Genomic DNA, 12,964 nt, shown 5'->3' with positions numbered 1-12,964 from the left:
TGGATCGCCGGAAGCATGGTGATAGAACTGGTGACGCATCATCAGAACTGATTCAACAGCGGCTGGGTGCAGTGAAGGGAGCTATGGCGATGTCGCCGGCGACACCCGACGGTCCGCTCGATCCGATCGTTGGTGCGCTCACCGAAGTGCTGAGCTGCCCAATCACCCTGACGACCGATGTCCCCGGCGCTCTGAGCGCGTTCGAGGCCGAGCATTGCCTGGGGCCCCGCATCCAGCCTGCCTTCACGGCCGCGGCGCTTCGCGAGTTCGTCCGGGAGATGGCTCCGCAGGTCGTGCACGAGATCCGGGAGCCGCTGGGAATGGCGGTGACCATGGCGCGCTGGGATGACCGGCTGCTGATCATCGGCCCCTACACGCACGAACCCATGTACCCGGGCGCCGGCGAGGAGGTCATGAGCAGGCTCGGCATCCCGATGGTGCACCTGCGGCTGTACAAGCTCTACCGCACGCGCTACCCGATCGTTGATGCCGCGTACGTCCACCGCGCGGCTGCGTCACTGCTGAAGGCCTCGGGCAGCGAGGATCTCCTCGGCAGCCTGCATCAGATCAAGGCGGAGGGCGGGACCATCGCACCCGGCTACGGAGAGACGCCGCAATCGGCCTCGTTCTCGGTGATCGAAGAGCGCTATCGCCTCGAGCAGGAGTTCATGGATGCCGTGGCCGACGGATCCGCGGACGCTGCGCTGGCCGCTCTTCAGCGCCTGGCGGGGATGCCGCAGACCATCAGCTACTTGACGACGCCGTTCCTCGGCACGACCATCCTCCGGATCATGGCCCGGGTCGCGGCGCAGCGCGGTGGCCTGCCCGCGGTCACGATCGACGCGATCTCTCAGGAGTACGCGCAACGGCTGCACCGCGTCGGCCACACCACGGATCCCCGGCGGACGGTCGGGTTCACCTCCGAGATGGTCACCGACTTCTGCCGCCACGTCCGGCGACATCGGCAGCGCACCTATCCGCCGCTCGTGAGGAAGGTGACCGACGAGATCGACCTGCACCTCAGCCACCGGGTCTCGACCCCGGAGCTCGCCGAACGGCTGGGCGTCTCGACCTCGACCCTCGCGCGGCGGTTCAAGGAGGCCACGGGCATGACCGTCGCCGACTACGTCGCGCGCCAGCGCACCGAACGCGCCGCGCGGCTGCTCTCCACCACCTCGCAGAGCGTGCGCGACATCGCGCTGTTCGTCGGATACGACGACGCGAACTACTTCGTCAAGGTCTTCCGGGCGGCGTACGGGGTCACCCCGACGGCGTACCGGGACGCCCACACCAGATGACTCGACCCGCATCCCTTCGCGGGGATGCGGGTCGAGTCCTCAGACGACGGAGCCCGTTACGTCAGCGATTCGGCCGGCTCGGGAGCCTGGAGCGCCGCCTTGCGTTCGGCCACGCGCTGCTGCACCTCGATCATGCCGGTGCGATCGAGCACGTAGCCGCGCATCGCGATCAGCGTGCACACCCAGCCCAGGATCGGAAGGCCGAAGAACAGGAGCAAGGTCATCATCAGGATGGGCGTGGTCGGGCTGTCCGTGGGCTGCGGCATGACCTGCGTGAAGCCGATCAGCGCGACGGCTCCCAGAGCCAGGCTGGCACCGAGCGACGAGATGATTTGGTCGACGATGTTGTAGGTCGCGGTGACCGTGGCGGGGAGGTACTTTCCGGAGCGGTCGAGCTCGTAGTCGATGATGTCAGCCCGCATCGCACCGGACGCGACGGTCACCACCATGGATGCGCCGTTCAGCAGCAGGTACACGAGGAAGAACGCGATGGTCAGCGGCATGCTGCCGAGGATCGATCGCATGTCCACCGCGAAGCAGAAGACGGTGAGGAGACCCGCGAGGATGAGGCAGATCCAGGTCGACACGACCGTCGCGGCCTTGGCCCCGCGCCTGCCGGTGTAGCGAGCGCCGAGAATGGCGAACAGGATGCCGGGAAGGATCGCGATCAGGCTGAGCGTCGTCCCGATCTGCATGTTGCCGAGCAGGATGCCCCACATGAGGGTGCCGATCACGGCTTGAGACCGCACGACCTGCGCGAGCTTGTCGGAGGCGCCGCTGATCAGATACCGCTGGAACGGACCGTTGCGCGTGAGGAGGTGCCACATGTCGCGCAGGGTGACGTCCGCCTTGATGGGCTGGTCGGACAGGTGGGCGAAGTTCTCCGGCTTGTCGATCCGCCAGACGCCGAGGCACGCGAGCAGCTGGAAGACGAGGGAGCACGCCACATAGGTGATGGCGGTCTCCCGGAGCATGTCGACGGTGAACTCGTTGCCGTGGCGCGGCAGGAACACCACCGTCGAGATGATCGTGAAGATCGCGGGAACAAGGTACGCGTAGGTCGTGGCCCACACCTGCACGGTCGGTCGCTGCCGGGGGTCGTTGGTGAGCACGGGTCCGGACATCTGCCCGGCGATGTCGTTCATCGACGAGCCGATGATGTAGACGACGTAGATCGCGATGAAGAACAGCGCGCCGAGCCCTGTGTCGGGCGCCCAGACGAATAGCAGGAGGATCGCGAGGGAGCGGATGGCCCACCCGGTGAGCATGAAGAACCGCAGCTTGCCGAACGGAAGGGTGACCCGGTCGATGATCAGGGCGAGCAGGGGATCGATGATCCCGTCGAACACGCGCGTGAGCGTCAGGATCAGGCCCGCCACGGCCACCGCGATGCCGTAGCCGGCGTTCTGCAGGTAGCTCATGAGTCCGACGAGGACGTAGAAGATCATCGCCGAGCCGTTGTTCAGCTGGGAGAAGGCGATCTCCCACGTGCGCGCGCGCCGGTAGGAAACTCCATCCGCTTCACTCGCGGTCTGCTTGGGGGTACGCGCCATCGCGTTCACTCTCCTTCGGGTGTTCGTCTCGACGCCGTCGGTGTTCAACCGAGGCGGGCTGGGTGAGACGAACGCAACGTTATGCCGGTGATGACGCTCTGGAATAGAAACACAACGGCACGCACAGCACGCATTCGGCACGCAGGTGCTTCTCCGCTGTCCGGTTCAGTTCCCGGATGCCGCGCCCCGGCGCATCTGCGTCAGGACATCGTCCATCGTGCGGGCCACCGCGAGAGTGTCGGCGTGCGTGTGCCACGGGTGCTCGAGGAGCCCGTCCTCGATCGCGGCCGACACGGCGGCGAGCATCGGGCGATACCCGTTCCCCTCGCGGGGATGCTCGATGACGTCCGGAGAGCCGAAGATCCGCTCGACCGAGCCCGCGTGCACGCGCGCACGGGTCCCCGCCCAGAACATGGGATCGAGGGTGATCCAGCCCTGTTGGCCGCTGATCGTCGCGGAGAGATCGAGGAACTCCGTTCCCGACCAGGCGAGCTGCGCGAACCCTCGCTCGGACTCGACCGTCGCATGACCCGCGACATCGGTGTCCTCCGCGAAGGTCCCCGCTGCGACGACCCGCGTCGGGTCACCGAGGAACCAGCGGGCGATGGTGACGGTGTAGATGCCGCGATCCAGCAGCGCGCTGCCGGCCTGCGCGGGAGTCAAGATCCTGCCGCGCGCCCGGAACGGCGTGCCGAAGCTCGCCCGGACGCTGCTCACTTCGCCCAGCAGTCCGGACCCGATGCGGTCGAGCAGCTCGACGTGCAGCGGATTGAAACGCATCCACATCGCTTCCATCGCGAAGCGACCGGCGGCGCGGGCGGCGGCGAAGATGCGCTCCGCGTCCGCGGCGCTCTCGGCGATCGGCTTCTCGACGAGGACGTGCTTGCCCGCGGCGAGCGCCTCTATCGCGACGTCGGCGTGCGTGTGCGCGGGCGTGGCGATGTAGACCGCGTCGATGTCGGCGCGCTCGAACAGCTCGGACAAGTCCTCGGTGGCGAACGGGATGCCGTGCACGGCCGCGAAGTGCTCCGCCCGTGCGCGCGTGCGCCCCCAGACGCCCGCGACCGATCCCGGCGCCACCGCGAGGAGGTCCGGCACGAGCTTGTCCGAGATGTCGCCGGTCCCGACGATCCCCCAGGTCACCATCGGCTCAGATCGTCTCTCCTGCGTCGGCCAGCAGGGTGCTCCCGGTCATGATGAGCGACAGATCGCTGGCGCAGAACAGCACGACCCGGGCGATGTCGTCCGGTTTGCCGACGCGCCCGATCAGGCTCTGCGACATCGCGGCCGGGACGCTCGACATGTCCATGCCGGACGCCGCCATCTTCTCCATGGCCGCGGCGGCCGCCCCCATGTTGCCCTCGGTGGGAACGTAGGACGGAGCCACCCCGAGCACGCGGATGCCGCGAGGCGCGAACTCGAGCGCCATCTGCTTCGTCATGCCGCGCACGGCGTGCTTCGAGGCGACGTAGGCCGAAAGGCCCGGGGCCGTGCCGCGGAAGCCGGCGGTCGAGACCACGTTGATCACCACTCCCCCGTCGTCCATGCGCCGAGCCGCCTCACGAGCACCGTTGCGCACCCCGCGCGCGTTGACGGCGAACACGTGATCCCACTGCTCGTCGCTCATCTCGAGCACCGGGGCGCTGGGGAAGACCCCGGCGTTGTTGACCCAGATGTCGACTCCCCCGAGCTCCGCCACGACCGCGTCGGTCCCCTCGCGCACGGATGCCGAATCTGAGACATCCATGCGGACGCCCATGGCCGGCGTGCCGTGCGCGCTCGCGACGGCGGCCGCGGCATCCGATGCCTTCTGGACGTCGAGGTCCGCGATCGCCACGGCCGCACCGGCCTCGGCGAGACGCTCGGCGATGGCGCGACCCAGCCCCTGCGCGCCGCCCGTGACGACCGCGCGACGGCCACTGAGCGACAGCAGATCGGTGAGCGGGCGCGCGGAGACGTCGGCGAAGGGATGGCTCACGCGGTCACCTCCGCCGCGAGGCAGTTCCGCTGCGCGACCGCGCCGAGCCACGCGAGGCTGCGCTTCGGCGTGCGCACGAAGGTGTCGCGGTCGACCGCGATGAGACCGAACGTCGGCTCCCAGTGGCCCCACTCGAAGTTGTCGAGCAGCGACCAGTGCAGGTAGCCGCGCACGTCGATGCCCTCGGCGATCGTGTAGAGCAGTCCTCGCAGCGCCGCGTCCGTGTAGCGGACCCGCTGCGCGTCGTCGCCGGTCGCGATGCCGTTCTCGGTGATGAGGATCGGCGTGTGCTCGCTGACCTCCCAGGCGTGGCGAACCGCCATCGCCAACGCGTCGGGGCGGAAGGAGGTGCCGACGAGGGTGTTGTCCGGGTGCGGCGGGTGCGGGACGAGCCCGTTGGCGTCGACCTGCTGGGACGAGTAGGCCTGGACGCCGACGAAGTCGTCGCCGCGGCTGCCTTCCCAGTACACGTCCTCCTTGCCGTACCGGATCTGGAGAAGCTTCTCCTCACCGCCCGGCGCAGCCGTGAGCGCCCCGGCCGCGATGGTCCATCCGACCTTCGCTCCGGTGCGGGCGCGCACGATCTCACGCGCCGCATGGTGGACCCGGGTGAAGAGGCGACCGATCTCGGGATCCGCGTAAGTGAGGAACTCGCTGTGGGTCTGCTTCTTCTCGTCGTCGCCCTCGGCTTCGACCGTCGGGCTGGTCCAGTCACCGCCGGATGCGGCCAGGCGCCGCATCGCGGTCATGATCGCGGCCTGCATGTTGGGCTCGTTCATCGTCGCGACCCACTCGACACCGTCGAGGATCGTGCACGCCTGCTCGACATACGCGCAGAACAGCGACTCCGCCTCGGGCGAGTCCCACCCGCCGAGCGCGGCGAACCACTGCGGAGCCGTGAAGTGCTGCAGGGTCACCACGGGCGTGACGCCCCGCTCGAGGCAGAAGTCGATCATGCGGCGGTAGTGCGCCAACTCCGCCTTGGAGAAGTGGCCGCGGACGGGCTCGATGCGCGACCATTCGAAGCTGAACCGGTACGAGGTCAGGCCGGCGTCGGCGAGCAGCTGGATGTCTTCGCGGTAGCGGTGGTAGCTGTCGACGGCGTCGCCGGAGAGCTCCATGCCGGGCATCATCTGCTCGCGAGCCCACCAGTCGCTGTTGACGTTGTTCCCTTCGATCTGGTGTCCGGCGGTGGCGGCGCCCCAGAGGAATCCGTCGGGGAAGCGGGTCTCGGTCATTGTCATGCTCTCTTTCACATCGATGTGCGGGCTGGGTGTCTGGGTGTCACCGTGAGGCGACGGGATCGGATGCCGGCAGCGCGGCGGAGTGCTCGAACCTGCCGGGACCGGTCTCGTGGGTCGTGCCGTCGGGGAAGACGACCACCGCGGTGGTGCCTGCAGGGATGTCGGCGGCGATGCGGATGCGGCCGTCCTCGATGACCCACTCGACGGCGATCTCGCCCTGGGGTCCGTCGTGCGACCCGCGCGCCCACGTCATCCCGGGTGCCGGAACCGGTGCGACGACCACCTTCTCCCATGCGATGGAGTCGTCGTCCTGCCGCAGCCCGAGCGTGTGGGTGTGGAGGAACCGGATCACCGCGCCCTTGCTGTAATGGTTGAGCGAGTCGTGGGCGACGCCGCGCTCGTCGATGCCTTCCCACCCCTCCCATACAGTCGTGGCTCCGCGGTCGAGCATGTACAGCCACGACGGTGCCGTGCGCTGAGCGAGCAGCTCATAGGCGACGTCCGCGCGGCCGGCATCGGCAAGCACCGGCAGCAGGTCGCCGGTGGCGAGGAATCCGGTGCCCAAGTGCGTGCCCGCCGCGCGGATCAGGCCGACGAGGCGCTCGACCGCGGCCCCGTGCAGGCTGTCGGGGATGAGGCCGAAAGACAGGGCCCGGACGTACGCCGCCTGGGTGTCGGTGACGGTCGTCCCGTCTTCCCGTAGGTAGGCCTTGCGCCAGGCGTCCGCCACCCGTTGCGACGTGGCAGCGTACTGCGCGGCATCCGGTCTTCCCAGGATCATCGCGATCCGCGCGAGCGTCGCCGTCGAGCGATGCAGGTAGGCGGTGCCGGTCTCGCCCTTGTCGGCCATGAACCAGGCCATCGGGTTGTGCTGGATCGGGTCGATCGGGTTGCCGTCGGCGTCGCGCTGCTTGGGCTCGGTCCACTCGCCCCAGTGGAAGGTGCCGTCCCACAGGTACTGCTCGAACGGAGCCGGCTCTGCGGAGGCCTGCACTCGGGCGTGGTGGCGGGAGCTGCGCGCCTGCTCGAGCGCCCACTCCACCCAGCGCACCATGGCGCCGTAGTTCTCCTCGAGCACGGCGCGGTCGCCGTACGCGAGATACATCTCCCACGGCACCGCGACGATGGCGTCGCCCCAGCCCGATGATCCGGTCATCATGGCGAACTGATCGTCGAGGTGATGCTTGATGCGTCGTCCATCGGGAGCGAAGTTCGTGATGCGGCCGTCGTCGAGCTGGTCGTCGCGCACCGACTGCAGCCACTTGCGGGTGAAGCCGAGCACGTCGTACAGCCGTGTCGCCGTCGGCGCGAAGACCTGGTAGTCCCCCGTCCAGGCGAGGCGCTCGCGCGTCGGGCAGTCGGTGGGCACGTCGACCGCGTTGCCACGGAAGCTCCAGTCGGCGATCCGGTGAAGACGGTTCAGGTCATCGTCGCTGCCGGCGAAGGATCCCGTGGACGCGAAGTCGGTGTGCACGATCTGCATGGTGACGGATGCCGGGTCCAGCGGCGTCCCCGTGCGGGTGACGCGTGCGTACTGGAACCCGTGGACCGTGTGCCGGGGTTCGAAGACGTCGCCGTCGGCGCCGGCGATCACCTCGTCCCGCTGGAGGAACGGGAGCCGCGCTTCGCCGGGGCGCTGCGAGTCGAGGTGCTCCGTCGACAGGTCGCCGCTGGCATCCCGGTATTCGCCGTACTCGATCGCCGTGCGCGTCCCGGGCGCCCCCAGGTCGGCGAGACGGATCCAGCCCGACGCGTTCTGCCCGAAGTCGAGCACCCACACGCCGTCGCGGATCTCGTGGACGGCCACGGGCGACCGCGTCTCCATCACGCGTACCGGCGGCGCCGGAGACCAGTCGATCGCCGGCGCATCGACCACGGCGCCGACACGCGCGGGGACCGGATCGGCCGCCGTCACGGTGTAGTCGACGGTCTGGCCGTCCATGAGATCGGCGCGGGTCATGGTCGACGGGGCGCTGGTCCACGTCCCGTCACTCGCGAAGACCCGTACCGATCCATCGCCGAGACGCGTGTGCAGCTCCACGCGTGCACCCGTCGTGGTCCCCCAGCCGGCGGGCAGCCGGAAGGCGCCGACCTGACCCCGGAACCAGCCGTCCGACAGCTCGATCTCGATGCGGTTCTCGCCGGGCGCGACCTGCCACGTGACGTCATGGGCCTGCGCGTACAGCGTGCGGTCGTACGAAGTCGATCCGGGGGCGAGCTCATCACGGCCCACGCGGCCGCCGTTGACTGTCGCGGTGTACACACCGAGGGCCGTGGCGTACAGCCGTGCCGACACGATGTCGTCCGGCAGGTCGAAGCGGCCGGTCAGCACGTACGCGGAGCGCTGTCCGTAGCCGGGGTCAGCTGACTCGACGGGCGAGATCCACTCAGCGGTCCAGTCGTGGTCGAGCAACCCGACCTCGAAGTACGCGGGCGCTGACCACGCGGCATCCGTTCCCGCCTGCCGTACCCGCCACTGCACGCGGCTCGCACTCGCCAGCGCACCGAACGGCCAGGCGATGAATCGGTGGCCGGTGACCTGCGCCGCCACGGGATCGCGGTCGTCGATCACCGCTTCGACGACCCACGCGCGGGCATCGACGCGACTCTTCCAGGACAGACGCGGGCTGGCCGAGGTGACAGCGAACTCGTCACCACCGCTGTCGACGCTCAGGGCATAGGGCGGGTGGGGAAGCATGATGCTCAGAACCTCGAATCGGGCTGCTCAGCGGACGGACTTGACCTTGAGCAGGATGATGAGCCCGCCCACCAGGGCGAAGACGGCGCCCAGCATGTACAGCAGCGTGTAGTTCTTCTCGTCGCCGACGGCGCCGATCGTGATGACGATGCCGGCCAGCAGCGGCGCGACCGCACTGGGGATCTTCTGCGCGAACTGGATCACCGCCATGTAGCGGCCCGCCTGGTCCCGCTCCGGGATGATCGTGTAGACGATGGCCTGATCGACGGTCGCGAAAACGGCGATCGCCAGCTGCATGAGGACGGCTCCGACGATGATCTGCGGCAGCGACCAGGCTGTCGCCTCGACGATCGCGCCGGCGACGAAGATGAGCGCGGCCAGCATGACGAACAGCCGTCGACGCTGCAGCTTGTCGGAGAGGAAGCCGCCCACGAGCGCACCGCTCGCGGCGGCGAGGACGCCGATCATGCCGACGGTCGCGACGATGCCCGCGACCTCGCGCACCGGCAGGTCGAGCCGCTGGGCGTAGAAGAAGGTGCCGAACGTGGTGTTGAAGTAGAGGCCGACGAAGAAGACGAAGCGGCCGAGCCAGTTCCACGCGAAGTCGGGGTACTTGCGCACGTTGAATCCGTAGCTGGTGACGACGGACTTCACGGTGACGCCGCTGCTCTGGGGAAGCGCCTTCGAGCTGCCCTCCGGCATCACGAGGGGGAACAGCGCCAGCATGACCGCGCCGATGATGCCCGGCACGAGGAAGATGAGCATCGTGCTGGACGACACCGCGTAGGCCACGCCGATGCCGAACACGGGGGCGATCTGCGTCATCAGGCCGGTGAGGGCGGACACCTTTCCGCGCTGCTTCTCGGGGAGCTTGTCCGCCTGGAGCGTCTGCAGCGCGGCGCCGGCGATCGACCAGCCGGCCATTCCGAGGATCCATCCGGCTCCGACGATCAGCAGGTCGGGGGCGAGTCCGATCACGACCAGTCCAACGAGACCGATGGCCGTGCCGAGGTAGATGAACGGGCTACGGCGACCGAAGCGCGATCGGGTCCGGTCGCTCCAGATTCCGACGAGCGGGCTGATCAGCAGGTAGACGCCTTGCGCGGTGCCCGTGATGTAGCCGAGGACTTCCTCGTGGCCGGGTGCGAGTTCGGTGATCCGCACCGCGATGCCGTAGGACAGCGGAACCATCATCGCGATCGACGCACCGAAGCTGGCGAGCATGAGCCAGAAGATGTACGACCGGCTCATCGGGGTGGTCGGCCCTGCGGTTCCGCTTCCGGATTCGGCGCGACTGTCGAGCGCGGTCTCGTTGCCCGGAAGCGGCTCAGCCGCCGAGAGTCCTTCGGCGACGATACGACCGTCCTGTGCGTTCTTGGACACCAGACTCCTTCATCAGTGTGAGGTTCCTCGTCCGCGGCATCGCGGACCATCTGGGCGGTCGACTGCACGACCACCAAAAGTAACCACGTCGGTAACTCTTCGTAGAATGTAACCGCTCCGGTTACACTTGGCAATTCGTACGGCGCACTCGTCGTCGTGTTCGAGGGAGCTCCGATGCCCGCAGCCGCCGCTGAGGTCGTATCCGACGAGTCGCCGTCGCCCGCCGGCCGTCGACGTGGGCCATACGCGACCACACCCGCACGTCGAGCCGAGATCGTGCGTGCCGCCTCGGCGAGCTTCGCCGAGCACGGCTACGAGCGCGCGTCGCTGCGCGACATCGCCGCACGCGCCAACGTGACGCACGCGGCGCTGCTGCGGCACTTCGCCAGCAAGGATGAGCTCCTCGTCGCGGCGCTGGCGCTGCGCGACGAGCAGGACGAGGAACTGGCCCGGCACATCGTGGAGTCAGACGTCCCGCCCGAACGCGTGCTGTCCACCGTCCTCCGCGAGGAGTTCGCCCATCCGGACCAGCAGCGCAACTGGCTCGCGATCACCGTGGCTGCGACGAACCCCGAGCACCCGGCTCATGACTTCTTCCTCGCACGTCGCGACCGAATGCGTCAGAGCTTCACCACCGGCCGCCTGGCCACCACGCAGGACCATGAGGAGCTCACGGCCGACGACAAGGTCACGATGGTGCTCGCCATGATGGACGGTCTGCGCATCCAGGCGCTGCTCGATCCCGGCCGCGACGTCCTGCCCCTCATGGAGCGGCTGATGCGGTTGCTCGCCACGACCGGCACGGACTGACCGGATCAGGCGTCCGGTCGGTACCGCGGCTGCGGAACCTCGTCGCGAGACATTCCCGCGAACCAGGTACCCGGCAGCGCGGGCGCCCGGGGTGTTACCGGTGGCTCGGGTCGCGGCCGGACCCGACTCGAATGCCCGCGTGAAACGTGGTGGAGCGAGGGCTTTCCCATTTCTTTCCCCCCGGCCCATCGGGCAAGAAAAAACCCCTGACGAGTCAGGGGTTTTCTGGCGGTGACGGTGGGATTTGAACCCTAATGGGATCACCTTTCTAGGGTGCGCGAACGTGGACTTCCCCCGTCATTCCGCGGACTTCGACCTTTCGCTACTAGGCAGCGATGGACCTCTTCTTTCGTCGGGTTTTCCCACGACGCCGCGCCATCGTCAAGGTGACGACCCGGTCGGCCCCGGCGGCTGACGCGACAGCGGCTATCGCTGAAGCTCGCGGGCGATCTCGCGCGCGCCGCGCACGGCGATCGCCACGCTCATGAGCGTGGGGTTCATCGTGTTCGCGGTCGGGATCAGCGCGTTGCCCCCGACGACCAGGTTCTCGATCCCCCACACCCGCGAGTACGGGTCCGCAACCGAGGTGCCGTCATCGACGTCGCCCATGCGCATCGTGCCCATGTAGTGCAGGCTCGACCCGTTCGGCAGCAGCCGCGGCTCTGCGACGAAGGTTCCGAGCGCGCTCCCGGCGCGACGGAGGCGCTCCGTCGCCTGCGCGATCTCGTCCTCCTCCGCGGGGGTGAGGGCGTACTCGATCGTCATGTTGGGCAGTCCGCGGTAGTCGAGCTCGGCGTCCGAGAAGGTCACCCCGTCGTCGACCCGAGGATGCTTGCGCACGCCGTACCCCATATTCACGTAACCCCAGCGGCTTCCCGCGTGGGGGTGTGAAGGATCCAGCGGGAAGGGCGGTTTTTCGGCGTACATAACCTGTAGCGAGAACGGATGGTCGGGTTCGGAGAACGGGATGCGGTTCACCGCCGCCACCGGATCGGCGGCGTGCTGCGCTCGGCGGGCCAGCTCCTCGTCGAGCTGGTCGTCGCTGACGAGATCGCCCATGCGGTCGCCGTCCAGCGCGACGGTGGAGATCACGACGTGATGCTCGGTGAGATACCGCCCGAGGGCGGCGGGACGGATGCCAGAGGCCCACAGCAGCTGCGGAGAGCGGAAGGCGTCCGCCGCGACGACGACGATGTCCGCGTCGACGGGGGTTTCCGTGCGAGTGCGGAGGTCGTCGACGACCACACCGGTCGCCCGATCTCCGTCGCGTACGATGCGCCGCACGAAGGACAGATCCCGGAGCGTGAACCGGCGGGACAGCGGATGGGCGGGGTCGATGAGGGGCCCGAGGACGACGTCGGCGCCCGCCCAGCGCATGGACCCGTCGGGCTGCGGGTCGCCGGCGACTGGGAGGGTCCCCACGCCGTACCCCGAAGGCAGCTCAGCTCCGAACTCCGCCTCGAGGAGCGAGCGGATGGCTCCGCCGATCGCCGAGTCCGCGAACGCCGCGCTCTGCGCGTGGAGCAGTGACTCGGCGGTGCCGATCAGCTCATCCCACTCGGCATCCGGAATGAAGGCGACCCGTTCGCTGAAAGCGGGGCGCGGGATCGCGCACGTCCAGTGAGCACCCTGTCCGCCCACGTTGGTCGCCGCCGCCACGGCGGGGAACGTGGGCGCATGCGCCGATCCGTCGCCTCCGAAGTCCAGGAGGTGCGTTCCCTGACGCGCGGTGAACATGCCCTCGACCACCGCTCCGGCGGGGATCCCGAGCGACTCGCGGTGCGCGCCGGCCTGGGGACCCTGGGACATCTCCCTGGCGCGCTCCTTCGCCACGGGATCGGCGATGTTGCGAACGCTCTCGCCCGGCACCTCGGTGAGCTGCGGTCCGGCCTCGAACATGGTGACCGTAGCCGTCGGGTGATTCTCGAGCACCGTCCGGGCATACGCCGAGCCGATGGGGCCGCTGCCGACGATGACGACGTGCGGAGCAGTGGACATGG

9 protein-coding genes are annotated in these 12,964 nt (G+C 68.6%); 2 read left to right on the top strand and 7 right to left on the bottom strand.

Annotated elements, in window-relative coordinates:
• The first annotated feature begins 83 nt into the window (after positions 1–83).
• Positions 84–1,298, top strand: a complete 1,215-nt coding sequence (locus ASD56_RS06115; protein WP_055962505.1) for a helix-turn-helix domain-containing protein — start codon at positions 84–86, stop codon at positions 1,296–1,298.
• A gap of 56 nt (positions 1,299–1,354) precedes the next feature.
• Here the strand turns inward: ASD56_RS06115 and ASD56_RS06110 are convergent, their stop codons facing one another.
• The 6 genes from ASD56_RS06110 to ASD56_RS06085 form a co-directional block, all read right to left on the bottom strand.
• Positions 1,355–2,851: an MFS transporter gene (locus ASD56_RS06110; RefSeq protein WP_055962502.1), complete on the bottom strand. Its 1,497-nt coding sequence runs from the start codon at positions 2,849–2,851 to the stop codon at positions 1,355–1,357.
• A 165-nt stretch (positions 2,852–3,016) separates the two neighbouring features.
• Positions 3,017–3,997, bottom strand: coding sequence for a Gfo/Idh/MocA family protein (locus ASD56_RS06105; RefSeq protein WP_055962499.1), 981 nt, complete (start codon positions 3,995–3,997; stop codon positions 3,017–3,019).
• A 4-nt stretch (positions 3,998–4,001) separates the two neighbouring features.
• Positions 4,002–4,829, bottom strand: a complete 828-nt coding sequence (locus tag ASD56_RS06100; protein ID WP_082541280.1) for an SDR family NAD(P)-dependent oxidoreductase — start codon at positions 4,827–4,829, stop codon at positions 4,002–4,004.
• A complete protein-coding gene (locus ASD56_RS06095; protein WP_055962496.1) occupies positions 4,826–6,067 on the bottom strand; it encodes a glycoside hydrolase family 1 protein in 1,242 nt (413 codons plus the stop codon). The genes ASD56_RS06100 and ASD56_RS06095 overlap by 4 nt, the downstream gene beginning before the upstream one ends.
• Positions 6,068–6,113: 46 nt before the next feature.
• Entirely contained in the window at positions 6,114–8,771 is a 2,658-nt protein-coding gene (locus tag ASD56_RS06090) for a family 78 glycoside hydrolase catalytic domain (RefSeq protein ID WP_055962494.1), read from the bottom strand.
• 27 nt (positions 8,772–8,798) lie between these two features.
• The gene (locus ASD56_RS06085) at positions 8,799–10,154 is read right to left on the bottom strand and encodes an MFS transporter (RefSeq protein ID WP_235565534.1); all 1,356 of its coding nucleotides are present in this window, start codon (positions 10,152–10,154) and stop codon (positions 8,799–8,801) included.
• Between the two features lie 174 nt (positions 10,155–10,328).
• Between ASD56_RS06085 and ASD56_RS06080 the strand changes: the two genes are divergently transcribed.
• Complete coding sequence (locus tag ASD56_RS06080; RefSeq protein WP_055962488.1) at positions 10,329–10,964, top strand: TetR/AcrR family transcriptional regulator; 636 nt, start codon at positions 10,329–10,331, stop codon at positions 10,962–10,964.
• A 426-nt stretch (positions 10,965–11,390) separates the two neighbouring features.
• Here ASD56_RS06080 and ASD56_RS06075 read toward each other — a convergent pair whose 3' ends face one another.
• Positions 11,391–12,962 (bottom strand): GMC oxidoreductase, encoded by a 1,572-nt coding sequence (locus ASD56_RS06075; protein WP_055962485.1) that lies wholly within the window; start codon positions 12,960–12,962, stop codon positions 11,391–11,393.
• Positions 12,963–12,964: the final 2 nt, after the last annotated feature.

It is taken from the genome of Microbacterium sp. Root166, assembly GCF_001427145.1.
Lineage (GTDB): Bacteria > Actinomycetota > Actinomycetes > Actinomycetales > Microbacteriaceae > Microbacterium.
Note: the sequence above shows the minus strand (reverse complement) of the source record. Positions and strands in the feature narration are given on the sequence as shown.